Consider the following 23,425-nt stretch of genomic DNA (forward strand, 5'->3'; position numbering starts at 1 on the left):
ATGTCCGGCTCTATCAAGCACCTACGCTCGTGATAGCATCCGCGCCATGAACCTCCCAGGAAGAATGACCAGTGGCGCGCTCCTGCTGTCTCTCAGTTGCGCAGCGCTGGCAAACAGCGAATTGGAAGTACGGGTCAAGCCGTCCAACGATGAACTCAAGGCCAACGTAGAAGGTTACATCGGCGGCGTGGGTGATCGTGACGAGGAGGCCTTGCTGCGCTTCAGCCGTGGTGCCGAGGAGCAGGCGCGCAAGGCCGCCCAGGCGTTGGGCTACTACCAGCCGCAGATCGACAGTGAGGTCAAGGGCGGCAAGGACCCACGCCTGGTGCTGACCATCGACCCCGGCGAGCCTGTGCATTTGCGCAACGTCACCGTGCGCATTGATGGCCCGGCGGCATCGCTCAAAGCCTTTCGCGTACCCAGCAACGCCGCCCTCAAGCCCGGCGCGGTGCTCAACCATGGGCGCTACGAAGACGCCAAGCGAATCATCCAGAACCAGGCCTCGCGCTATGGTTTTTTCAGCGGGCGTTTCACCCAGCAGAAGCTGTTGGTTGACCCCCAGGCGGGCATTGCCGACATCGAACTGATTTACGACAGCGGCCCGCGCTATGCCTTGGGCCCGGTGAGTTTTGAGGGTGATACGCCGTTCGACGAAGATCTGCTGCAGCGCATGGTGCCGTTCAAGGCCGGCACGGCGTACGACTCCGAACTCATTGCAGAGCTCAACCAGGCCCTGCAATCGAGCGGTTATTTCGAAGGCGTCCGGGTGGATGCCGCACCGACGGCGGCCACTGACAACGTGATCCCGGTGGCGGTCAAGCTCGACACGCGCAAGCCGCGCACCATGGGCCTGGGCCTGGGTTTTTCCACCGATGTCGGCCCACGGGTCAAAGCCAATTGGACGCGTCACTGGGTCAACCCCCAGGGCCACAGTTATGGCTGGGAAGCGGAAGTGTCGGCGCCCCGGCAGAACGTCGGCCTGTGGTACGACGTGCCGCTGGATCCGCCGCTGACCGACAAGATACGTTACGCCGGCGGTTATCAATATGAAGAACTGGCCGGCACCGACAGCCTCAGCAAACTGCTCACCGTGGGCCCGGAATGGCACAGCAAGTTGCCCAGCGGCTGGCAGCGGGTGGTGTCGCTCAAGTGGCAGCGCGAGGAATATCGCCTCGGCGACGATGCGGGCCTGAGCACACTGCTGATGCCGGGCCTCAGCTATTCCTACCTGCGCAGCGACAACCGCATCGATCCGCACAACGGTTACCGCTTGCAGTTCGACACCAAGGTCGCCAAGGAAGGGCTCGGCTCGGACAACAACCTTTTATACGGCACCGCCATGGTCAAGGGCCTGACCACGGTGTTCGACAAGCATCGTTTGCTGGCGCGTGCGCAGATCGGCGGCAGCGCCACCAATGGCTACAAATCCATCCCGCCGTCCCTGCGCTTTTTTGCTGGTGGCGACCAGAGCGTGCGGGGTTACGACTACCAGAGCCTGTCGCCGGAAAACGCCGAGGGCGACCGTATCGGTGGTCGCTACATGGTCGCCGGCAGCCTCGAGTATCAATATTCAATCGCGGAAAAATGGCGGGTGGCGACGTTCATCGACCAGGGCAACTCGTTCAACAGCCTTGAACTGCCGAGCCTCAAGACCGGCGTGGGCGTCGGCGTGCGCTGGGTTTCGCCGGTGGGTCCGATCCGCCTCGACCTGGCCCATGCGATGGACGACGACGGTGGTATCCGCTTGCACTTTTCCATGGGGCCTGAGCTGTGACGCGTGGTTTGAAGATAACGCTGCTGGCGCTCGCCGGGGTGCTGGTGGCGCTCGTGCTGGCCTTGAGCGTTGTGCTGGGCACGACGTTCGGCAGCCGCTGGGCCCTCGGCCTGGTGCCGGGGCTGACCGTGGAGAATTTCCAGGGCCGGCTGGGCGGGCAGTGGAGCGTCGATCACCTGCTGTGGCAGCAGGACGCCAGTCGGGTGGAGGTGGATCGGCTGATATTCGCCTGGTCCCCGCTGTGCCTGGCACGCATGACCTTGTGCATCGAACAGCTCAAGGCCGACCAGGTCGCCTTGCAATTGCCAGCCTCTGCCGATGAGCCGAGCAGCGGCGCGATCAGCTTGCCGGACCTGGATTTGCCACTCGCCATCGAACTGGGCGACGTGCAGGTCGGCAGCCTGTCGTTCAACGGCAGCGAGCAGTTCAAGGGCCTGCAATTGGTTGCCCACTGGACCGCCGCGGGCATGCAGATCGATTCGGTGCAGTTGCAGCGCGATGAGCTGAGCCTGAAACTCTCCGGTCTGCTGAAGCCGGGCGGCGACTGGCCGTTGAACGCCGAGGGCCGGTTGACCTTGCCGGCGCCGGGCGCAACGCCCTGGGCCCTGGACCTGAAAGTCGACGGCAACCTGCTCAAGACCCTCAACCTCAAGGCCGACAGCAGCGGTTACCTGCAAGGCCAGTTGAGCGGTGAGCTGCAACCGTTGGCGGACAACCTGCCCGCCAAGGTGCGCATCACCGCCGACGGCTTCAAGGCCAGTGCCGATTTGCCCGACACGTTGTTGCTCAATCAACTGGAATTGACCGGCGAAGGCGATCTGAAAAACGGCTATCAACTGCTCGGCAAGGCGACGCTGCCCGCCGAAAAAGGGCCGGTGGCGTTGTTGCTGCAAGGCACGGTGGACGCCAACGGCGCGCAGATCGCCGGCCTGGATCTGGATGCCGGCGATCAGCAAAGCCTGAAACTCAGCGGCCAATTGGACTGGCGCGAAGGCCTGCGCGCCGAGGCGAAAGTCGCCTGGCTGGATTTCCCCTGGCATCGCCTCTATCCGCTGATCGACGAGCCACAGGTGACGCTGCGCAGCTTCGACGGCGAAGTCTCCTACACCGATGGCCAATACCTGGGCAACTTCCAGGCCGCGCTGGACGGACCCGCCGGGGCCTTCAGCCTGGGCAGCCCGTTCAGTGGCGACCTGACGCAAATCCATTTGCCGCAGCTCAAGCTCGCGGCGGGGCAGGGCAAGGCCGAAGGGCACCTGAGCCTGCAATTTGTCGAGGGCATTGCCTGGGACACGGCGCTGCAACTGTCGGCCATCAACCCGGCGTATTGGCTTGGCGAACTGCCCGGGACCCTGGCCGGGCCGTTGCGCAGCAAAGGGATGATGAAGAACGATCGCCTCGATCTCGACGCGGACCTGGACCTCAAGGGCAAACTGCGTGGCCAGCCCGCGGTGTTCCAGGCCAAGGCCAGCGGCGCTGGCGAGCAGTGGAAGCTCAGCGCGCTGGATATTCGCCTGGGGGATAACCGCATCAACGGCAGCGGCAGCCTGCAAGAGAAGCTGACCGGCCAGATCGACATCAAGCTCGCACGCCTGGCTCAGCTCTGGCCGCAATTGCGCGGCCAAGTCGTCGGCCGTGTCGACGTGGCCGGCACGCTCAAAGCCCCCCAAGGCAAGCTCGGCCTGCAAGGCACGCAACTGGCCTTCCAGGACAACCGCCTGCAAAGCCTGAACCTGGATGCGATCCTCGACAGCGCCCAGCGCGGCAAGCTCGACCTCAAGGCCAGCGGTATCCGCGCCGGCGAAACGTCACTGGGCGTGCTGACGGTCAGCGGACAGGGCGACATCAAACGGCAAGCACTCAACCTCGACTTGCAAGGGCCGCAGCTCGACACGACCCTGGCACTCGATGGCGCGCTCGACCAAGGCAATTGGCGCGGGCGCCTGGCCAGCGGCGACGTGCAGGCCGGCGGTCAAGCCTGGCGCCTGCAAGCCCCGGCTAAACTGGAGCGCCTGGCCGATGGCACGCTCAACGTCGGCGCGCATTGCTGGCGTTCAGGCGAGGCCAGCCTGTGCGGTGAGGACCAGCGGCTGATGCCGGAACCGAAGTTGCGCTATCACCTCAAGCAATTCCCCATCGAAAGCCTGGCCCAGTGGATGCCCAAGGATTTTGCCTGGCAGGGCCGGCTCAACGCGGACCTGCAACTGGACCTGCCGGCCAGCGGTCCGAATGGCCGGATCCTGGTGGACGCCAGCGGCGGTACTTTACGGATTCGGGACAAGGAGGGCGATAAGGCGCAATGGCTGGACTTCCCCTACCAGACCCTGACGCTCAACAGCCGCCTGACCCCCAAGCGCATCGACACCGACCTGAATTTCGTCGGCGCCAGGCTCGGCGAACTGATGCTCCAGGCACAAATCAACCCCATACCGGCCAGCAAACCCGTCAGCGGCTCGTTCCGCCTGACCGGCCTGGACCTGTCCGTGGCGCGGCCATTCGTGCCGATGGTGGAAACCCTCACCGGTCACCTGAACGGCAGCGGAACCTTGTCTGGTGGTCTGCTTGCGCCCCAGGTCAACGGCAACCTGGTGCTCAGCGACGGTGAAGTGTCTGGCCCGGAACTGCCGGTCAGCCTTGAAGCCTTGCAGATGCGGGCAGCGATTACCGGCGAAGCGGTGCAGCTCAATGGCAATTGGAAAAGTGGCAAGAGCGGGCAGGGCAGCCTGAACGGCAACATCGGCTGGGGCGACGTCCTGACCATGAACCTGGCCCTCAAGGGTTCGCAACTGCCAGTCACCGTCGAGCCTTATGCGGTGCTCGACGTGGCGCCCGACCTGAACATCACCATGCACGGTGAGCGGCTTTCCATTGCCGGCAAGGTCCTGGTGCCCAAAGGCGAGATCACCATCCGCGAACTGCCGCCGTCCACCGTCAAGGTTTCGGATGACACGGTGATCGTCGGCCACCAGACCGAAGAGGGCAAGGCGCCGCTGGCCATGGCGATGGACATCGACGTGATCGTCGGCCAGGACAAGCTCGCGTTCTCGGGTTTCGGCCTGACCGCCAACGTGCAGGGCCAGGTTCACATCGGCGACAACATGGACACCCGCGGCGAGCTCTGGCTCAACGACGGTCGTTATCGGGCCTACGGGCAACGGCTGACAGTGCGGCGGGCGCGGCTGCTGTTCGCCGGGCCCATCGACCAGCCCTACCTGGACATCGAAGCGATCCGCCAGACCGACGACGTGATCGCCGGCATCCGCTTGAGCGGCAGCGCCGAACAACCGACCACGCAAATCTTCTCGGAACCGGCCATGAGCCAGGAACAGGCGTTGTCCTACCTGGTGCTGGGCCGGCCGCTGAGCACCACCGGCGAGGACAACAACATGCTCGCCCAGGCGGCGCTGGGCCTGGGGTTGATGGGCAGCTCGGGGGTGACCACCAGCCTGGCCAATAACCTGGGGATCGAGGATTTCCAGCTCGACACCCAGGGCAGCGGCAATGCCACCAGCGTGGTCGCCAGCGGCAACCTGTCGGAAAAACTCAGCCTGCGCTACGGCGTCGGCGTGTTCGAGCCGGCCAACACCATCGCCCTGCGCTACAAGCTCAGCAAGAAGGTCTACCTCGAAGCCGCGAGCGGCGTCGCCAGCTCGCTGGACATCTTCTACAAGCGCGATTTCTAACCTTCCCCGAACCCCCCTTTGTGGGAGCGGGCTTGTGTGGGAGCAAGGCTTGCCCGCGATATAGGCAACTCGGTCTATCAGTCGAACCGAGGTGATGCTATCGCGGGCAAGCCTTGCTCCCACAGGACCAGCTCCCACACACTTCATGTGAATAGCAAGCTAACTATTCGATTGACATTTGCTGCCTAAGCAGTAATATCTCGACATACATTCACTGCCTAGGCAGCAAACGGTGGTCAGATGAAGCATTTCACTCCAGACAACTTTCACAATTGCCATCTCGGCATGCTGCTCGGCCGCACCGCGCTGCTCAAGGATCGGATCATCGACACTCACATGGAACCTGTCGGCATCACCGCCGCGCAGTTCAAGGTGTTGATCATCATGGCCCAGTACGGCATCGAGACGCCGGCCGAGCTGTGTCGTTACCTGTCCCTGGACAGCGGCTCGATGACGCGGATGCTCGATCGCCTGGAGCAGAAAGGTTTCCTGGCCCGTGAACGCTCCGCCCAGGACCGCCGGCAAGTGCGCCTGGTGCTGACTGAAGCCGGCCAGGCCCTCGCCGATCGCCTGCCGTTTATCGGTGCCGAAGCCATGAACCAGTTGGCCGGCGCCATCAGCCCCGAGGAGCTGCAAACCCTCGAACAGATCCTCAAGAAAATTCTGCTCGCCGCCGGTGACCCCATCACCGTGTCGCGAATGGGGGAAAAATGAAGCGTAGAACCTTGCGTACCCGATTAAGCCTGGTGGTCTTGGCCATGAGCCTGGCTGGCTGTGCCAGCTACAGCGGCCTGAAGACCGAAGGCGTCAGCCTGGAGGCCCAGAGCCTCAAGGCTGGGCAATCGCTGAATGGTGTCACGCTGTCACAGGCCGCGTGGCCGAAAAGCGATTGGTGGAAGAGCCTCGGCGACCCGCAACTCGATGGCCTGATTCGTGAAGCCCTGCGCGATAGCCCGGATATGCAGATCGCCAGCGCCCGGGTCCATCAGGCCAGTGCCGCCGCCTATGCCGCCAACGCGGCGCGCCTGCCGACCCTCGATGCCAGCGGTGGTGCCAGCCGTTCGCGCCTGTCCCGTGACCAGGACCCGCAAGGGCAGGGCGGGGCGTACAGCACCCTGCGCACGTTAGGTGTGGACTTCAATTACAACTTCGACCTCTGGGGCGGCCAGCGTGCCACCTGGGAAGCCGCCCTCGGCCAGGCCCGCGCCGCCGAGATCGATCGCCAGGCCGCGCAACTGACCCTGGCCGCCGACGTGGCCCGGGCCTACAGCGACCTGGGCCAGGCCCACATCATTTATGACCTGGCCTCAGAGGACCTCAAGCGCACCCGGCAGATGCTCGACCTGGGCAAGCGCCGCCTCACTGCCGGGATCGACAGCGAATATCAGTTCCAGCAGACCGAAAGCCTGGAAGCCAGCGCCGATGCAACCCTGATCGACGCAGAGAAACGCCTGCAAAGCGCCAAGATCGCCCTGGCGGTGTTGCTGGGCAAGGGGCCTGACCGCGGCAATGAAATCCCCCGGCCCAACGTGCTGCAAGCCAGCGCGGTCGCCTTGCCATCGAACTTGCCGGCCGAGTTGCTGGGGCGGCGTCCGGACCTGGTCGCGGCACGCTGGCGGGTCGAGGCGGCGAGCAAGAACATCGAGGCTGGCAAGACCAACTTCTACCCCAATCTCAACTTGAGCGCAGCCGCCGGAACCCGGTCGTTGCTGGGCGATGCGATGTTCGGTTCGGCCAGCCGCTTCTTCAATGTTGGGCCGACGGTGTCGCTGCCGATCTTCGATGGCGGCCGCTTGCGGGCGGACCTGGATGCCCGGGACGCCGATTACGACCTGGCGGTGGCGCAATACAACAAGAGCCTGGTCACGGCCCTTGGCGATGTCAGCGACACCATCAACCAATTGCGTGACATCGCTCGCCAGATCGGCGCCCAGCAACATGCCACTGATATTGCACAGAGCTCCTACGACACGGTGGTCCAGCGCTACGGCTCGGGCATCGGTAATTACCTGGACGTGCTGAGCATCGAGCAGCAATTGCTCCAGGCCCAGCGCCAACTGGCGAACCTGAATGCCGACCAGATCGATTTGTCGATCCAACTGATGCAGGCCCTGGGCGGTGGTTTCGAAGCCCAGACCCTGGCGGCGGCCACCCCGGCCGCTACCACGCCAAATAACTGATTCGAGGTACTTGTCATGGCGACTGCCGAAACGACTCAATCCGAACATGCGCAGGACGGCAACCCACGCAAGCGCAAGGTCATGCTGCTGACACTGGCGCTGCTGGTCATTCTCTCGGGCCTGGGCGTCTGGGCCTGGCACGAACTGTATGGCCGCTGGAGCGAAAGCACCGACGATGCCTATGTGAACGGCAACGTGGTGGAGATCACACCGCTGGTCACTGGCACCGTGGTGAGCATCGGGGCCGACGACGGCGACCTGGTGCGTGAAGGCCAGGTGCTGGTGCAGTTCGACCCGAACGATGCCGAAGTCGGGCTGCAAAGTGCCCAGGCCAACCTGGCCCGGACCGTGCGCCAGGTGCGTGGCTTGTACAGCAACGTCGATGGCATGCGGGCGCAGGTCAATGCGCAAGAGGCCGAAGTGCAGAAGGCCCAGGAAAACTACAGCCGACGCAAGAACCTGGCGGCCGGCGGGGCGATTTCCAAGGAGGAACTGTCTCACGCCCGGGATGACCTGACCTCGGCGCAGAACGCCTTGGCCAATGCCCGGCAACAGCTCAAGACCACCAGCGCCTTGGTGGACGATACCGTGGTGTCGTCCCATCCCGATGTGCAGTCCGCCGCCGCGCAACTGCGCCAGGCCTTCCTGGCCAACGCCCGCAGTACCTTGATCGCACCCGTCACCGGTTATGTCGCCAAGCGCACCGTGCAACTGGGCCAACGGGTGCAGCCGGGTACGGCGTTGATGGCGGTGATCCCGCTGGATCAGCTGTGGATCGACGCCAACTTCAAGGAAACCCAACTGCGCGACATGCGCATCGGCCAGCCAGTGGACATCGAAGCCGACCTGTACGGCAGCGATGTGAAGTACAGCGGCACCATCGACAGCCTCGGCGCCGGGACCGGCAGCGCATTTGCCTTGCTGCCGGCGCAGAACGCCACCGGTAACTGGATCAAGATCGTCCAGCGGGTGCCGGTGCGCATTCACATCAATGCCCAGGAGCTGGCCAAGCATCCGCTGCGGGTCGGCCTGTCGACCCTGGTCAGTGTCGACCTGCACGACCAGAGCGGCCCGGTACTGGCCCAGCAGCCACCGCAGAAAGCCTCGTTCAGCACCCAGGTCTACGACCAGCAGCTGACCGATGCCGACGCGATGATCGCCCGCCTGATCCACGACAACAGTGCGGTGGCGAGCAAGACCGTGCAGCGCTGATCGCAATTGCAGGCCAACCTCTGAAACCTGTGGGAGCAAGGCTGTTGGCTTTGCTCCCACACAGCCAACAGCCTGGCTCCCACAGGGTTTGTGTCTTGCCCTAAGGGATTTCGCCACCTTCGCTTCATAGGATTTCGCAATGAGCAATAACGCGTCTTTCACGCCGCCCAGCCTGTTGCTCAGCACCATCGGGCTGTCGCTTGCGACGTTCATGCAAGTGCTCGACACCACCATCGCCAACGTTGCCTTGCCGACTATTTCCGGCAACCTGGGTGTCAGCTCGGAGCAGGGCACTTGGGTGATCACCTCGTTCGCGGTGAGCAACGCCATCGCCTTGCCGCTTACCGGCTGGCTGAGCCGGCGGTTTGGCGAGGTGAAACTGTTTTTGTGGGCGACGATGCTGTTCGTGCTCGCGTCGTTCTTGTGTGGTATTTCCACCTCGATGCCGGAGCTGATCGGCTTTCGTGTACTTCAAGGGCTGGTGGCCGGGCCGTTGTACCCGATGACCCAGACCTTGCTGATTGCCGTGTACCCGCCGGCCAGGCGCGGCATGGCCCTGGCGTTGCTGGCGATGGTCACGGTGGTGGCGCCGATTGCCGGGCCGATCCTCGGCGGCTGGATCACCGACAGCTACAGCTGGCCGTGGATCTTCTTCATCAACGTGCCCATCGGCGTCTTCGCCGCGCTCGTGGTGCAACAGCAGCTCAAGGCGCGGCCGGTGGTCACCAGCCATCAACCGATGGATTACGTGGGGTTGATCACGCTGATCATTGGCGTTGGCGCGCTCCAGGTGATTCTCGACAAAGGCAACGACCTGGACTGGTTCGAGTCGAACTTCATCATCATCGGTGCGCTGATTTCGATCATTGCCCTGGCGGTGTTCGTGATCTGGGAAATGACCGACCGTCACCCGGTGGTCAATCTCCGCCTGTTCGCCTATCGCAACTTTCGCATCGGCACCATTGTGCTGGTGGGGGGCTACGCCGGGTTCTTCGGCATCAACCTGATCCTGCCGCAGTGGTTGCAGACCCAGATGGGCTACACCGCGACCTGGGCCGGGCTGGCGGTGGCGCCCATCGGTATCCTGCCGGTGCTGATGTCGCCTTTCGTCGGCAAGTACGCCCACCGGTTCGACCTGCGCGTGTTGGCCGGGCTGGCGTTCCTGGCCATCGGCCTGAGCTGCTTCATGCGGGCCGGGTTCACCAACGAGGTGGATTTCCAGCACATTGCGATGGTGCAGTTGTTCATGGGCATCGGCGTGGCGCTGTTCTTCATGCCGACCCTGAGCATCCTGATGTCGGACCTGCCGCCGCACCAGATTGCCGACGGCGCGGGGCTGGCGACGTTCCTGCGGACCCTGGGTGGCAGCTTTGCCGCGTCCCTGACCACCTGGATCTGGATCCGCCGGGCCGACCAGCATCACGCCTACCTGAGCGAAAGCATCAGCACTTTCGAGCCGGCCACCCGCGAAGCACTCAACCAACTCGGTGGTGCGAGTGCCCCGGCCTATGCCCGGCTCGAGCAGGTCCTCAACAGCCAGGCGTACATGCTCTCCACCGTGGATTACTTCACGCTGCTGGGTTGGGCGTTCATGGGGTTGATCGTGCTGGTGTGGCTGGCGAAGCCGCCGTTCGCGGCGAAGGCTGGGCCTGCATCGGCGGGGCATTGATCCACACACAACACCCTGTGGGAGCGTACCTGTGGGAGCAAGGCTTGCCCGCGATGCAGGCGACATGGTTCAACTGCAAGACCGTGTCATCGTTCATCGCGAGCAAGCTTTGCTCCCACAGGCTCGCGCCCACAAAGGAGATCTGCGGTCTTTAGGTGCTTGGCAACGCCAACTGCGCATTACCAAACCCAAACGGCGCCAACGCAAACCCCTGTTCATCCACCTGCAACGCCCAGCCTTGCTTGTCCCAATCCCCCAGCACAATGCGCCGGGCGGCGTGTTCGCCCAGTTGCAACTTGTGGATGGCGGGCCGATGGGTGTGGCCGTGGATCAAGGTCTTCACGCCGTATTGCTGCATGATCCGTGGGATCTCTTCGGGCGTGACGTCGACGATGTCATTGGCTTTCATGCGTGTCTGCGTGCGGCTTTCGCTGCGCAGTTTGCGCGCCAGCTTCTGGCGGCTGCCCAGCGGCAGGTGCCGCAGGACGAACAGCGTGACCGGGTTGCGCAGCCAGCGCCGCAGCTTCATGTAGCCTTCGTCGCGGGTGCAGAGGCTGTCGCCGTGCATCAGCAGCACCGGCTCGCCATTGAACTGCACGACACTCGGGTCCTTGAGCAGGGTGCAGCCGGCCGCTTTGCAAAAGGCCTGCCCCAGCATGAAGTCGCGATTGCCGTGCATCAGGAAGATGGCCGTGCCGCTGTCGCTCAATTCGCGCAGGGCCTGGCAGATGGAACGCTGGAACGGCGTCATGGCATCGTCGCCGATCCAGGCTTCGAAAAAGTCGCCCAGAATGTACAACGCTTGCGCCGAGCGGGCGCGTGTGGCGAGTAAATCCAGAAACGCCCGGGTGATGTCCGGGCGCTCCTCTTCCAGATGCAAGTCTGAAATCAGCAATATCACTCAATGATCTCGGCTTTCTCGATGATCACGTCTTCTGCCGGGACGTCCTGGTGGCCGGCCTTGGACGTGGTGGAAACGCCTTTGATCTTGTCGACCACGTCGGTGCCTTCGATCACTTCACCGAACACTGCATAGCCCCAGCCCTGGGTGGTCTTGCCGCTGTGGTTCAGGAAGCTGTTGTCCGCCACGTTGATGAAGAACTGCGCGGAGGCCGAATGCGGCTCCATGGTACGGGCCATGGCAACGCTGTACTTTTTGTTCGGCAGGCCGTTGTCGGCTTCGTTCTGGATGCTTGGGCGCTTGTCTTTCTTTTCCTTCATGCCGGGCTCGAAACCGCCGCCCTGGATCATGAAGTTGCCGATGACGCGGTGGAACACGGTGTTTTCGTAATGGCCGGCCTTGACGTACTCGACGAAGTTGGCAACGGTCAGCGGTGCCTTCTCGGCGTTCAGTTGCAGGACGATGTCGCCGTGGTTGGTGGTCAGTTTGACTTTGCTCATGATCGGTACTCTTTCAAGGAATTCGTGGGTTTCGGGGCTTCACTGCCCGCAACCGGTCTGGCTGTAATCGGCCAGGCTGGGCAGTTTAGCGTGCCGGGCACGAATTTCGAGGCTGTTTTTCATCTGGCCGTCGATTAAATTCAATCGTTTGCCGGCCTGGCCTGTCAGGTGCTTGACAGCATCGGCTATGATACGGGCTTTGATTTATCAGGCCGCACCCGGCCGCGCACTTGTCTGTTCAAGGATCCTATGAGCAAGCCCACTGTCGACCCTACCTCGAATTCCAAGACCGGCCCGGCCGTGCCGGTCAACTTCCTGCGCCCGATCATCCAGGCGGACCTGGACTCGGGTAAGCACACACAGATCGTCACTCGCTTCCCGCCAGAACCCAACGGCTACCTGCACATCGGCCATGCCAAGTCGATCTGCGTGAATTTCGGCCTGGCCCAGGAGTTCGGCGGCGTCACGCACCTGCGTTTCGACGACACCAACCCGGCCAAGGAAGACCAGGAATACATCGACGCGATCGAAAGCGACGTCAAATGGCTGGGCTTCCAATGGTCCGGTGAGGTGCGCTACGCCTCGCAATATTTCGACCAGTTGCATGACTGGGCAGTGGAACTGATCAAGGCCGGCAACGCCTACGTGTGCGACCTGACCCCCGAGCAGGCCAAGGAATACCGTGGCAGCCTGACCGAGCCGGGCAAGAACAGCCCGTTCCGTGACCGCAGCGTGGAAGAGAACCTGGACCTGTTCGCCCGTATGCGCGCCGGTGAGTTCCCGGACGGCGCTCGGGTGCTGCGTGCCAAGATCGACATGGCTTCGCCGAACATGAACCTGCGCGACCCGATCATGTACCGCATCCGTCACGCCCATCACCACCAGACCGGCGACAAATGGTGCATTTACCCCAACTATGACTTCACCCACGGCCAGTCGGACGCCATCGAAGGCATCACGCATTCGATCTGCACCCTGGAGTTCGAAAGCCATCGTCCGTTGTACGAGTGGTTCCTCGAGCACCTGCCGGTGCCGGCCACCCCGCGCCAGTACGAATTCAGCCGCCTGAACCTGAACTACACCATCACCAGCAAGCGCAAGCTCAAGCAACTGGTGGACGAGAAGCACGTCAACGGCTGGGATGACCCGCGCATGTCGACGCTGTCGGGCTTCCGTCGTCGCGGCTACACCCCCAAGTCGATCCGCAATTTCTGCGAAATGGTCGGCACCAACCGTTCCGACGGCGTGGTGGACTTCGGCATGCTGGAATTCAGCATCCGTGACGACCTCGACCACAGCGCCCCGCGCGCCATGTGCGTGCTGCGTCCGCTGAAAGTGGTCATCACCAATTACCCGGAAGGCCAGGTCGAGAACCTCGAACTGCCGCGCCACCCGAAAGAAGACATGGGCGTGCGCGTCCTGCCGTTTGCCCGGGAAATCTACATCGACCGTGACGACTTCATGGAAGAGCCGCCTAAAGGCTACAAGCGCCTGGAGCCTACCGGCGAAGTGCGCCTGCGTGGCAGCTACGTGATCCGCGCCGACGAGGCCATCAAGGACGCCGACGGCAACATCGTCGAACTGCGTTGCTCGTACGATCCCGACACACTGGGCAAGAACCCGGAAGGTCGCAAGGTCAAGGGCGTGATCCACTGGGTGCCGGCCGCCGCCAGCGTCGAGTGCGAAGTGCGCCTCTACGATCGCCTGTTCCGTTCGCCGAACCCGGAAAAGGCCGAAGACAGCGCCAGCTTCCTGGACAACATCAACCCTGACTCCCTGCAAGTACTCACTGGTTGTCGTGCCGAGCCTTCGCTGGGCAACGCACAGCCGGAAGACCGTTTCCAGTTCGAGCGCGAAGGTTACTTCTGCGCGGATATCAAGGACTCGAAACCCGGTGCTCCGGTATTCAACCGTACCGTGACCTTGCGCGATTCCTGGGGTCAGTGATCAAGTCTTAAGGGAAACCCTGTGCTTACGATCTACAACACGCTCACCAAGAGCAAAGAAGTCTTCAAGCCGCTGGATGGCAACAAGGTCCGCATGTACGTCTGCGGCATGACCGTGTACGACTACTGCCACATTGGTCATGGTCGCAGCATGGTCGCCTTCGACCTGGTAACCCGCTGGCTGCGGTTCAGCGGTTATGACCTGACCTACGTGCGCAACATCACCGACATCGAAGACAAGATCATCAACCGTGCCCGCGAAAACGGCGAGCCTTACGATGCGCTGACCGAGCGCATGATCAAGGCCATGCACGAGGATGAGGCGCGCCTCAATATCCTCAAGCCGGACCTGGAGCCCCGTGCCACGGACCACATCCCTGGCATGCTGAGCATGATCCAGACCTTGATCGACAAGGGCTACGCCTACGCACCGGGCAATGGCGACGTGTACTACCGCGTTGCCAAGTTCATGGGCTACGGCAAGCTGTCGCGCAAGAAGATCGAAGACCTGCGTATCGGCGCGCGTATCGAAGTCGACGAGTCGAAAGAAGACCCGCTGGACTTCGTGCTGTGGAAGGGCGCCAAGCCGGGTGAGCCGAGCTGGGAATCGCCATGGGGCGCCGGGCGTCCGGGCTGGCACATCGAATGCTCGGTGATGTCCACCTGCTGCCTGGGCGAGACCTTCGACATTCATGGCGGCGGCAGCGACCTGGAGTTCCCGCACCACGAAAACGAAATCGCCCAGAGCGAAGCGGCCACCGGCAAGACCTACGCCAACGCGTGGATGCATTGCGGCATGATCCGGATCAACGGCGAGAAGATGTCCAAGTCCTTGAACAACTTCTTCACCATCCGCGACGTGCTCGACAAGTACCACCCGGAAGTCGTGCGTTACCTGCTGGTGTCGAGCCACTACCGCAGCGCCATCAACTACTCGGAAGACAACCTCAAGGACGCCAAGGGTGCCCTGGAGCGTTTCTATCACGCGTTGAAGGGCCTGCCGAGCGTGCCGGCCGCCGGTGGCGAAGCGTTCGTGGCGCGTTTCACTGAAGTGATGAACGACGACTTCGGCACGCCGGAAGCGTGCGCGGTGCTGTTCGAGATGGTGCGTGAGATCAACCGCCTGCGTGAGAGCGATCTCAATGCCGCGGCCGGTCTGGCGGCCCGCCTGAAAGAACTGGCCAGCGTACTGGGTGTGTTGCAGCTCGAAGCCGATGACTTCCTGCAGGCTGGCGCCGAAGGCCGCGTGGATGCCGCCGAAGTCGAGGCGTTGATCCAGGCGCGCCTGACTGCGCGCGCCAACAAGGATTGGGCCGAATCCGACCGCATCCGCGACCAGCTCACTGCCATGGGCGTGGCGCTGGAAGATGGGAAGGGCGGCACGACCTGGCGTCTGGCGGACTAAAATCTTTTAACGTTCGCAATACCCCTGTGGGAGCGAGCTTGCTCGCGATAGCGGAATGTCAGACAACATTATTGTCGACTGATACACCGCCATCGCGAGCAAGCCCGCTCCCACATTTTTTTGTGACCAGCCTGGCATTCATTGTTTTATGAGCTAGTACTGTCAGGTCGATTCGACGTTCTCTCTGACAGGGTTCTTCCATGTTGGCTCATTGGTCTCTCGCGGCAATTCATCTGCTGGCCTTCGCCCTCGGGTTCTGGGCGGTGCTGACGCGCGGCACGGCGCTGCGACGCCTGGCGAGCGGTGTGGATGCGGTTCGGAGTGTCTTGGTCGCTGACAATCTGTGGGGCCTGTCGGCGCTGGTGTTGTTGGTGACTGGTGGGATGCGGGCGTTTGGCGGGTACGAAAAAGGCACGGATTATTACCTGCACCAACCGCTGTTTCACCTGAAGATGACCTTGCTCCTGCTGATCCTGTTGCTTGAGATCGCGCCAATGATCGCCCTGATCAAATGGCGGATGGCGCTGGGCAAAGGGGCTGCGATCGATCCTTCGAAAGCCGGCCGGTTTGCACGGATCAGCCACATCGAGGCTTTGTTGCTGATCTTGATGATGATCGCCGCCACGGGCATGGCGCGGGGCGTGAGCTTGGGTTGACCGGCCGCGAACGCCCGCTTCGTCATCATTAAAACGAAACGTCTGACAGCCATGCTAAGCGCCATGTCATTAGTATCGGTTCAACGGGCTGGACGAAAAGAAGTGGGATGGGCAGGGTAAGACACGGTCGACCAGAATCTTTAGCCAGCCATTGCGGCGATGCAAACGGGCTGGCTACGGACTGCAGCAAGGCTCAGGGAGTTTGCGGCTTGTCGGGGGCAGTGAGGCCCGCCTGAATACGCTGGTAAATCTCTTCGCGATGCACCGCAACGTTTTTCGGGGCGTTGATGCCGATCCGGACCTGTTGGCCGCTAACGCCCAGAATGGTGATCGTGATGTCGTCACCAATGTTTATGCTTTCACCGACTTTGCGGGTGAGTATCAGCATGGTGTTCTCCTTGATTGCTTTATAGGGCACCTGATTCAGACAGTGCAGATGTCGGTACTGCTTATAGATTAGTGCTAAGTGTCACAATGTGGGTGCCTCTTTCTGACGTACAGATGCAGCATTAATTCCCAGGGTGCGACTATACAGAGACGCCGGGCAGGATTCTCGTGTTTTGAGCACTGTTTGCGGCGATCTTGAGGGGCACGGGTGCTAAAATCCGTCCCTCATGTCTTCCGAGGGAAACGTTGTGCGCAAATTGGCTTGGGTTATTGCGGTATTGGTGCTGGCAGGATGCGGTGAGGGGCGTGACGTCGAAGCACCGAAACCCAAACCCGTAGCGACCTCCGCACCGGCCGCCGCTGCCGCGCCGCAGTGGGCCGTCGAGGTTCGCGGCGAAACGCCGCAGGCGGTCAGCGACCTGACCGGTTGGCTCATCGAACACAGCTTCATGTCGAACGTGGTGCGGGAAAACGGCAAGGAGCGCGTCCTGGTCGGTCCTTTCAGCTCCAAGGCTGAGGCCGAAGCCAAGCAGGAACAGGTGACGGCTGCCCTGGTCCGGGCGAAAAAACGCAACATCGAGACGTTGGTGGTGGATTACCCGACGGCCCAGTAATCGGGCAGCACAAATAAGCCAGTCAAGCCACAAAACCTGTGGGAGCGAGCTTGCTCGCGATAGCGGTGGATCAGCCAATGTTGATGTTGACTGACATGCCCCTATCGCGAGCAAGCTCGCTCCCACAGTTTCATAAATGCGAGGTCAGCCGCAGGCCTTCATGTCCACCGGCCCCACGAACTCGTTGCCACGGCCCATGACGCACGCCACGCTCTGGTTGCGCTGACGCTCCCAGCTTTCGACCGGGTAGGTCTTGTCCCAGGCCTCATACAAGCGCCGGTCCTGATTCGAGAGGCGCAGGCCATATTGCTTGCTCATGTAGAAATAGGTCCGGGCGATCATGCCCCGGATAGAAGGGCGGGGCATGACCTTCTTGGCCTTGAAGTCCACCTGGGTCAGGCATGAGCCGTACTGACCCTTCTGCACCGGCAGCCAGCCGAAACTGAAATTGCTGCGATCACCGTTCACTTCCCCGATGCTCGGTACCAGGTTGTGCAGGTCGGCCTCGGCCCGTTGATAGACCGGGTCATAGCGGGTGCAGTTCTTGCGACCACCTTGTTGCCAGCATTGACGCTGATGGCCGATCTGCCACGCCGGGACAATATGTTCCCATTCAATACGGGCGGCACGGCTGGCATTCTTGCGCGGTACATAACCGCAGGCGGCCAGGTTCACGCGATTGCCGGTGTATTTGCAGCCACAGTAAAACTCGGTGGATTGTGGCGCGTAGAGTTTCCAGGCGACTTTCTTGGCTTCGTTGAAGGTGCGCGGAGCACCGGCCTGTGCGCCCATGGCGATAAACACAAGCAAAAAAGCTAAACAGCGAACACTCATCAGACTCAATCTTCCTTCGGCACAACCCAGAAAACCTGCACACCACCATCGTCGCGATAGGCGAGGGTCACGTTGTCGTTCTCGTCGATTTCTTCCAGCAGGCGCTCCCACTCATCCACCGGCTCGTCGGGAAGACGGAAGATCAGGGCTGCCTTGGCTTTTTGCGCGGTGGGGGCGTTGATGATTTTCGAGACCCGCAGGCCGAGTCGTGTATAGGAATCTAAAGGGGTAGTTGCAGCGGAGGGCGGGGCCACAGGATTATCCTTATTAAGCTGTACGTGCATACAGTATTTAACCGTAGGCAATTACGCAACTGCTTAAAATTCAAGAAAATCGTCTGACAGCACTTTTTTCGTTTTGGTGTAGGCGAAAGGAATTTTTTATTGGCTGGCATAAATGGGTGGATCAACCGCTCCGGCCTGTGGTGGATTTGCGCGAGCGCTAAAGAAATTGCTTTGGCGGGCGATGTCCTGCGTAGGAATCCCACCCATGGAGTTTTGTCATGTCGTTTACAGTCGGCTTTCCCAACGCGGCGGCCGTGACCATCGGCGGTCAGTCCGCAGCCACCCTGAAGGCCTTGAACGAGGCGAGTACCGAGGCCGCCGATGAGGCCCTTGGCGAGACGCAAACGCCCGGCAAAGTCCGTACGGGGGCGGGCGCGGAAGCGACCGATCAGGCACAAGAGAGCGGCAGCACCCAGAGCATTGCCGTCCAGATTTTGCTCAAGCGGATGCAAGAGCTTCAGCAACAGCTCAGGGAGCAGCAGCAACAACTGGCCGCCGCACAGGCGCGCGACTACCCAACGGCGGAAGCCAAGACCTCGGCGGTCATGGCGGCCCAGGGACAGATCGCCGACACCAGTGGCGCGTTGCTGGAGGTCACCGGCCGTTTGGTCACGGAGCTGGCAAAGGGCGCCAGTTCGGGTACGGTGGTCAATACGACGGCCTGAACTGCGACGTTGCGGATGAAACCGCAACGTTGACAAATCCCCGAAGCCTTACCATAGTTCACTTCACGCAAACGTTTGCGCGGCGTTCCGTGCATTGATTTGCTCACAATAATCATAAGATCGGAGTGAACCCATGAAGTTGCCATTCGCTGGACGCCTTCTCGCTGTTGCCATGCTCGCGGCCGCATCCGCTGCGCTGCCTATCTCCTCGGCATTCGCCCAGACCGCAGAAAAACCCAAGGTCGCCCTGGTCATGAAATCCCTGGCCAACGAGTTCTTCCTGACCATGGAAGACGGCGCCAAGGCTTATCAGAAGGAACACTCCGCCGATTTCGACCTGATCTCCAACGGGATCAAGGATGAAACCGACACTGCCAACCAGATTCGCATCGTCGAGCAGATGATCGTGTCCAAGGTCGATGCGCTGATCATCGCGCCAGCGGATTCCAAGGCCATGGTGCCGGTGATCAAGAAAGCCGTCGACGCTGGCATCACCGTGATCAACATCGATAACCAGCTCGATCCGGCCGTCGTCAAAAGCAAGAACATCAATGTGCCGTTCGTAGGCCCGGACAACCGCAAAGGGGCGCGCCTGGTGGGCGAGTACCTGGCCAAGCAGCTCAAGGCCGGTGACGAAGTCGGCATCATCGAAGGCGTGTCCACCACCACCAATGCCCAGGCACGCACCGCGGGCTTCAAGGACGCGATGGAGGCGGCGCAGGTCAAGGTCGTTTCCCTGCAATCGGGTGACTGGGAAATCAACAAGGGCAACCAGGTTGCCGCGTCGATGCTCAGCGAATACCCGAACATCAAGGCCCTGCTGGCCGGTAACGACAGCATGGCGGTCGGCGCTGTATCGGCCGTGCGCGCGGCGGGCAAGGCGGGCAAGGTGCAGGTAGTCGGCTACGACAACATCAATGCCATCAAGCCGATGCTCAAGGATGGTCGTGTCCTGGCGACGGCCGACCAGTTCGCCGCCAAGCAGGCCGTGTTCGGCATCGAGACGGCGCTGAAGATCCTCAAGGGCGAAAAAGTCGACAGCGGTATCAACGGCGTTATCGAAACTCCGGTCGAGCTGGTGACCAAGTAGTTATCCTGGCGACACAACGGTGCTCGCCCATCCGGGCGAGCGCATTGGAGAGTTTGTTATGTCCGTTCTCGACCCGAACGCTGTCCTGTGCGTCAGCGGTATCGGCAAGACCTATGCCCAGCCTGTACTGACCGATATCAACCTGACGTTGATGCGCGGTGAAGTGCTGGCGCTGACCGGCGAAAATGGCGCCGGCAAAAGTACCTTATCCAAGATCATCGGCGGGCTGGTGACGCCGACGACCGGGCAGATGCAGTTTCAAGGTCAGGATTATCGTCCTGGCAGTCGGACCCAGGCTGAAGAGCTGGGCGTGCGCATGGTGATGCAGGAACTCAACCTGCTGCCGACGCTTTCCGTGGCCGAAAACCTGTTTCTCGACAACCTGCCCAACCACGGCGGCTGGATCAGTCGCAAGCAATTGCGCAAGGCGGCCATCGAGGCCATGGCCCAGGTGGGGCTGGATGCAATCGATCCCGACACGCTAGTCGGCGAACTGGGGATCGGTCACCAGCAGATGGTCGAGATCGCCCGCAACCTGATCGGCGACTGCCATGTGCTGATTCTCGATGAGCCGACGGCGATGCTGACGGCCCGTGAAGTCGAGATGCTCTTTGAGCAGATCACTCGTCTGCAGGCTCGCGGCGTGTCGATCATCTACATTTCCCATCGCCTCGAAGAACTGGCGCGGGTCGCCCAGCGCATTGCCGTACTGCGCGATGGCAACCTGGTTTGCGTCGAGCCGATGGCCAACTACAACAGCGAGCAACTGGTGACCCTGATGGTCGGCCGGGAGCTGGGCGAGCATATCGACCTGGGCCCACGCCAGATCGGCGCGCCGGCGCTGACGGTTAAAGGCCTGACACGCTCCGACAAGGTCCGCGACGTGTCCTTTGAAGTGCGCAGTGGCGAGATCTTCGGTATCTCCGGCCTGATCGGGGCAGGGCGCACCGAACTGTTGCGGCTGATCTTCGGTGCCGATACCGCCGACAGCGGCACGGTGGCGCTGGGTTCGCCGGCCCAGGTCGTGAGCATTCGCTCCCCGTCCGATGCGGTGGCCCATGGCATCGCGTTGATCACCGAAGACCGCAAGGGTGAAGGCCTGCTGCTGACCCAATCCATCGCCGCCAACATTGCCCTGGGCAACATGCCGGAGATTTCCAGCGCCGGCCTGGTCAATGGCGATGCTGAACTGGCCTTGGCACAGCGGCAGGTCAATGCCATGCGCATCCGCAGTTCCAGCCCGACCCAGTTGGTGTCCGAGCTGTCGGGTGGCAACCAGCAGAAAGTCGTGATCGGGCGTTGGCTCGAACGCGATTGCGCGGTCATGTTGTTCGACGAGCCGACCCGTGGCATCGACGTCGGCGCCAAATTCGACATTTATGCGCTGCTCGGCGAGCTGACGCGCCAGGGCAAGGCGCTGGTCGTGGTGTCCAGCGACCTGCGGGAGCTGATGTTGATCTGTGACCGGATCGGCGTGCTGTCCGCCGGACGCCTGATCGACACCTTCGAGCGCGACAGCTGGACCCAGGATGACTTGCTTGCCGCCGCATTCGCCGGCTACCAGAAACGTGATGCGTTGCTCAATGAAGCAGCGCCTAGGGATTTTTCATGAAAACCGCATCTGCCGTCGGCAAATCGAGTGGCAACTTCTATGGTCTCGGGACCTACCTGGGCCTGGCCGGCGCGCTGCTGGCCATGGTCGCGCTGTTCTCGGCCCTGAGCAGCCATTTCCTGTCCTATGACACCTTCAGTACCTTGGCCAACCAGATTCCGGACCTCATGGTGCTGGCGGTCGGCATGACGTTCATCCTGATCATCGGTGGCATCGACCTGTCGGTGGGGTCGGTGCTGGCGCTCGCGGCATCGACGGTCAGCGTGGCCGTGCTCGGCTGGGGCTGGAGCGTCTGGCCATCGGCCTTGCTCGGCATGGCCGTGGCGGCGCTGGCGGGTACGGTCACCGGTTCGATCACCGTGGCGTGGCGGATCCCATCGTTCATCGTCTCCCTCGGCGTGCTGGAAATGGCCCGAGGCCTGGCGTACCAGATGACCGGCTCCCGGACCGCCTACATCGGCGACTCGTTCGCCTGGCTGTCCAATCCCATCGCCTTTGGCATCTCACCTTCGTTCATCATCGCCTTGCTGGTGATCTTCATTGCCCAGGCAGTGCTGACCCGTACGGTGTTCGGCCGTTACCTGATCGGCATCGGCACCAATGAAGAAGCCGTGCGCCTGGCCGGTATCAATCCAAAGCCTTACAAGATCCTGGTGTTCAGCCTGATGGGCTTGCTGGCCGGTGTGGCTGCGCTGTTCCAGATTTCGCGCCTGGAAGCGGCGGATCCGAACGCCGGTTCAGGGCTTGAGCTGCAAGTCATCGCTGCCGTGGTCATCGGTGGCACCAGCTTGATGGGTGGGCGCGGTTCGGTCATCAGCACCTTCTTTGGCGTGCTGATCATCTCCGTGCTGGCGGCGGGCCTGGCGCAAATCGGCGCTACTGAGCCGACCAAGCGCATCATTACCGGTGCGGTGATCGTGGTGGCAGTCGTGCTCGATACCTATCGCAGCCAGCGCGCCAGTCGGCGGGGCTGAACCATGGCGACGATCAAGGATGTAGCAGCGCTCGCCGGGATTTCCTACACCACCGTGTCCCACGTGGTGAACAAGACGCGACCGGTCAGCGAGGAAGTGCGGCTCAAGGTCGAGGCGGCCATCGAGCGCCTGGACTACGTGCCCAGCGCCGTGGCCCGGTCGCTCAAGGCCAAGACTACGGCGACCATCGGCCTGCTGGTGCCTAACAGCCTCAACCCTTACTTTGCCGAGTTGGCCCGGGGGATCGAGGATTACTGTGAGCGCAACGGCTATTGCGTGATCCTGTGCAACTCCGACGACAACCCGGACAAGCAGCGCAGCTACCTGCGGGTGCTGCTGGAAAAGCGCATCGATGGCCTGATCTTTGCGTCCGCCGGCGGTGATGTCGGCTTGGCCGAGGGGCTGTCCAACGTGCGCACGCCCATGGTGATCGTCGACCGCGGGCTCGAGGGCGTCGACGCAGACCTGGTGCGTATCGATCATGAATACGGCGCTTACCTGGCGACCCGGCACCTGCTGGAGCTGGGTCACCGCGATATCGCCTTCATCGGTGGCCCGGCCAACACCAGCGTGGCGCAAATGCGCTTGGCCGGTTACTGCCGTGCGTTGAAAGAGGCCGGGATCGAGCTGCCCGTCGAGCGCATGCTCGAGAGCGATTTCACCAGTACCGGCGGCTACCGCGCCGCTGCGCAACTGCTTGAACAGCAGCCGCCGAGCGCGATTTTTGCGGCCAACGACATGATCGGCATCGGTGTGCTGCGCGCCGCCGCTGAACGTAACGTGCGCGTGCCCAGCGAACTGTCGGTCATCGGTTTCGATGACATCCAGATGAGCCGTTATGTCTACCCGGCGTTGACCACGGTAGGGCAGTCGATCCTGCAACTTGGCGAGATGGCGGCCGAAGTGCTGCTGCGACGTATTGCGACGCCGGGCCTTGCCACCGAGCAGCGGATCGTGACGCCGAGTATTGTCCTGCGAGAGTCGACTGCACCGCTGTCCGGTACATTCGCCCAATACCGCTGAACCGAATTGATGAGTA

Annotated in this window: 20 protein-coding genes; 15 read left to right on the plus strand and 5 right to left on the minus strand. The window is 62.1% G+C overall.

Annotated features, from left to right (window positions below; translation table 11 throughout):
• Positions 1 to 46: 46 nt before the first annotated feature.
• The 6 genes from AB4O09_RS11255 (at position 47) to AB4O09_RS11280 (ending at position 10,518) form a co-directional block, all read left to right on the plus strand.
• A complete protein-coding gene (locus tag AB4O09_RS11255; protein ID WP_003203680.1) occupies positions 47 to 1,774 on the plus strand; it encodes an autotransporter assembly complex protein TamA in 1,728 nt (575 codons plus the stop codon).
• Entirely contained in the window at positions 1,771 to 5,457 is a 3,687-nt protein-coding gene (locus tag AB4O09_RS11260) for a translocation/assembly module TamB domain-containing protein (RefSeq protein WP_028236730.1), read from the plus strand. The genes AB4O09_RS11255 and AB4O09_RS11260 overlap by 4 nt, the downstream gene beginning before the upstream one ends.
• A gap of 240 nt (positions 5,458 to 5,697) precedes the next feature.
• Positions 5,698 to 6,171 carry a MarR family winged helix-turn-helix transcriptional regulator gene (locus AB4O09_RS11265; RefSeq protein ID WP_013693787.1) on the plus strand — a complete coding sequence of 158 codons (474 nt, stop codon included), beginning with the start codon at positions 5,698 to 5,700 and terminating at the stop codon, positions 6,169 to 6,171.
• Entirely contained in the window at positions 6,168 to 7,637 is a 1,470-nt protein-coding gene (locus tag AB4O09_RS11270; RefSeq protein WP_027913009.1) for an efflux transporter outer membrane subunit, read from the plus strand. Before AB4O09_RS11265 ends, AB4O09_RS11270 begins: the two co-directional genes overlap by 4 nt.
• Positions 7,638 to 7,652: 15 nt before the next feature.
• Positions 7,653 to 8,849 carry an HlyD family secretion protein gene (locus AB4O09_RS11275; RefSeq protein WP_003203671.1) on the plus strand — a complete coding sequence of 399 codons (1,197 nt, stop codon included), beginning with the start codon at positions 7,653 to 7,655 and terminating at the stop codon, positions 8,847 to 8,849.
• A 139-nt stretch (positions 8,850 to 8,988) separates the two neighbouring features.
• Positions 8,989 to 10,518 carry a DHA2 family efflux MFS transporter permease subunit gene (locus tag AB4O09_RS11280; protein ID WP_003203669.1) on the plus strand — a complete coding sequence of 510 codons (1,530 nt, stop codon included), beginning with the start codon at positions 8,989 to 8,991 and terminating at the stop codon, positions 10,516 to 10,518.
• A gap of 151 nt (positions 10,519 to 10,669) precedes the next feature.
• Here the strand turns inward: AB4O09_RS11280 and lpxH are convergent, their stop codons facing one another.
• A complete protein-coding gene (gene lpxH / locus AB4O09_RS11285; RefSeq protein ID WP_003203667.1) occupies positions 10,670 to 11,419 on the minus strand; it encodes a UDP-2,3-diacylglucosamine diphosphatase in 750 nt (249 codons plus the stop codon).
• Positions 11,416 to 11,919, minus strand: a complete 504-nt coding sequence (locus AB4O09_RS11290; RefSeq protein WP_003203665.1) for a peptidylprolyl isomerase — start codon at positions 11,917 to 11,919, stop codon at positions 11,416 to 11,418. The genes lpxH and AB4O09_RS11290 overlap by 4 nt, the downstream gene beginning before the upstream one ends.
• Positions 11,920 to 12,168: 249 nt before the next feature.
• Between AB4O09_RS11290 and AB4O09_RS11295 the strand changes: the two genes are divergently transcribed.
• From AB4O09_RS11295 to AB4O09_RS11305, 3 genes are all read left to right on the plus strand, one after another.
• Positions 12,169 to 13,866 (plus strand): glutamine--tRNA ligase/YqeY domain fusion protein, encoded by a 1,698-nt coding sequence (locus AB4O09_RS11295; RefSeq protein ID WP_003203664.1) that lies wholly within the window; start codon positions 12,169 to 12,171, stop codon positions 13,864 to 13,866.
• Positions 13,867 to 13,887: 21 nt separating this feature from the next.
• Positions 13,888 to 15,270, plus strand: coding sequence for a cysteine--tRNA ligase (gene cysS / locus AB4O09_RS11300; protein ID WP_028236731.1), 1,383 nt, complete (start codon positions 13,888 to 13,890; stop codon positions 15,268 to 15,270).
• A gap of 200 nt (positions 15,271 to 15,470) precedes the next feature.
• The gene (locus tag AB4O09_RS11305; protein WP_003203659.1) at positions 15,471 to 15,926 is read left to right on the plus strand and encodes a DUF2214 family protein; all 456 of its coding nucleotides are present in this window, start codon (positions 15,471 to 15,473) and stop codon (positions 15,924 to 15,926) included.
• 193 nt (positions 15,927 to 16,119) lie between these two features.
• Here the strand turns inward: AB4O09_RS11305 and csrA are convergent, their stop codons facing one another.
• The gene (gene csrA / locus AB4O09_RS11310; protein ID WP_003179932.1) at positions 16,120 to 16,314 is read right to left on the minus strand and encodes a carbon storage regulator CsrA; all 195 of its coding nucleotides are present in this window, start codon (positions 16,312 to 16,314) and stop codon (positions 16,120 to 16,122) included.
• Between the two features lie 247 nt (positions 16,315 to 16,561).
• Here csrA and AB4O09_RS11315 point away from each other — a divergent pair, with 247 nt between their 5' ends.
• Entirely contained in the window at positions 16,562 to 16,927 is a 366-nt protein-coding gene (locus tag AB4O09_RS11315) for a hypothetical protein (RefSeq protein ID WP_003203657.1), read from the plus strand.
• A gap of 144 nt (positions 16,928 to 17,071) precedes the next feature.
• Here the strand turns inward: AB4O09_RS11315 and AB4O09_RS11320 are convergent, their stop codons facing one another.
• A complete protein-coding gene (locus tag AB4O09_RS11320; RefSeq protein ID WP_013693784.1) occupies positions 17,072 to 17,761 on the minus strand; it encodes an endonuclease in 690 nt (229 codons plus the stop codon).
• A gap of 5 nt (positions 17,762 to 17,766) precedes the next feature.
• Complete coding sequence (locus AB4O09_RS11325; RefSeq protein ID WP_027913013.1) at positions 17,767 to 18,066, minus strand: DUF1654 domain-containing protein; 300 nt, start codon at positions 18,064 to 18,066, stop codon at positions 17,767 to 17,769.
• Between the two features lie 197 nt (positions 18,067 to 18,263).
• On the opposite strand from AB4O09_RS11325, the gene AB4O09_RS11330 reads away from it, so the two are divergent.
• From AB4O09_RS11330 to AB4O09_RS11350, 5 genes are all read left to right on the plus strand, one after another.
• The gene (locus AB4O09_RS11330) at positions 18,264 to 18,710 is read left to right on the plus strand and encodes a hypothetical protein (RefSeq protein ID WP_013693783.1); all 447 of its coding nucleotides are present in this window, start codon (positions 18,264 to 18,266) and stop codon (positions 18,708 to 18,710) included.
• Between the two features lie 133 nt (positions 18,711 to 18,843).
• Entirely contained in the window at positions 18,844 to 19,800 is a 957-nt protein-coding gene (locus tag AB4O09_RS11335) for a sugar ABC transporter substrate-binding protein (RefSeq protein ID WP_013693782.1), read from the plus strand.
• A 58-nt stretch (positions 19,801 to 19,858) separates the two neighbouring features.
• On the plus strand, positions 19,859 to 21,412 hold the full coding sequence (locus AB4O09_RS11340; protein WP_003203647.1) for a sugar ABC transporter ATP-binding protein: 1,554 nt from the start codon (positions 19,859 to 19,861) through the stop codon (positions 21,410 to 21,412).
• Positions 21,409 to 22,386, plus strand: a complete 978-nt coding sequence (locus AB4O09_RS11345; protein ID WP_013693780.1) for an ABC transporter permease — start codon at positions 21,409 to 21,411, stop codon at positions 22,384 to 22,386. The genes AB4O09_RS11340 and AB4O09_RS11345 overlap by 4 nt, the downstream gene beginning before the upstream one ends.
• A gap of 3 nt (positions 22,387 to 22,389) precedes the next feature.
• Positions 22,390 to 23,409, plus strand: a complete 1,020-nt coding sequence (locus AB4O09_RS11350) for a LacI family DNA-binding transcriptional regulator (protein ID WP_013693779.1) — start codon at positions 22,390 to 22,392, stop codon at positions 23,407 to 23,409.
• Positions 23,410 to 23,425: the final 16 nt, after the last annotated feature.

The sequence above is a fragment of the Pseudomonas sp. H1_F01 genome (genome assembly GCF_054681425.1).

Bases quoted from the DNA above. Each gene is read 5' to 3' on its own strand.
- AB4O09_RS11255 (WP_003203680.1), top strand. From the start codon at position 47: ATGAACCTCCCAGGAAGAATGACCAGTGGCGCGCTCCTGCTGTCTCTC.
- AB4O09_RS11265 (WP_013693787.1), top strand. From the start codon at position 5,698: ATGAAGCATTTCACTCCAGACAACTTTCACAATTGCCATCTCGGCATG.
- AB4O09_RS11270 (WP_027913009.1), top strand. From the start codon at position 6,168: ATGAAGCGTAGAACCTTGCGTACCCGATTAAGCCTGGTGGTCTTGGCC.
- AB4O09_RS11275 (WP_003203671.1), top strand. From the start codon at position 7,653: ATGGCGACTGCCGAAACGACTCAATCCGAACATGCGCAGGACGGCAAC.
- AB4O09_RS11280 (WP_003203669.1), top strand. From the start codon at position 8,989: ATGAGCAATAACGCGTCTTTCACGCCGCCCAGCCTGTTGCTCAGCACC.
- AB4O09_RS11290 (WP_003203665.1), bottom strand. From the start codon at position 11,919: ATGAGCAAAGTCAAACTGACCACCAACCACGGCGACATCGTCCTGCAA.
- AB4O09_RS11295 (WP_003203664.1), top strand. From the start codon at position 12,169: ATGAGCAAGCCCACTGTCGACCCTACCTCGAATTCCAAGACCGGCCCG.
- AB4O09_RS11305 (WP_003203659.1), top strand. From the start codon at position 15,471: ATGTTGGCTCATTGGTCTCTCGCGGCAATTCATCTGCTGGCCTTCGCC.
- csrA (WP_003179932.1), bottom strand. From the start codon at position 16,314: ATGCTGATACTCACCCGCAAAGTCGGTGAAAGCATAAACATTGGTGAC.
- AB4O09_RS11320 (WP_013693784.1), bottom strand. From the start codon at position 17,761: ATGAGTGTTCGCTGTTTAGCTTTTTTGCTTGTGTTTATCGCCATGGGC.
- AB4O09_RS11330 (WP_013693783.1), top strand. From the start codon at position 18,264: ATGTCGTTTACAGTCGGCTTTCCCAACGCGGCGGCCGTGACCATCGGC.
- AB4O09_RS11335 (WP_013693782.1), top strand. From the start codon at position 18,844: ATGAAGTTGCCATTCGCTGGACGCCTTCTCGCTGTTGCCATGCTCGCG.
- AB4O09_RS11340 (WP_003203647.1), top strand. From the start codon at position 19,859: ATGTCCGTTCTCGACCCGAACGCTGTCCTGTGCGTCAGCGGTATCGGC.
- AB4O09_RS11345 (WP_013693780.1), top strand. From the start codon at position 21,409: ATGAAAACCGCATCTGCCGTCGGCAAATCGAGTGGCAACTTCTATGGT.
- AB4O09_RS11350 (WP_013693779.1), top strand. From the start codon at position 22,390: ATGGCGACGATCAAGGATGTAGCAGCGCTCGCCGGGATTTCCTACACC.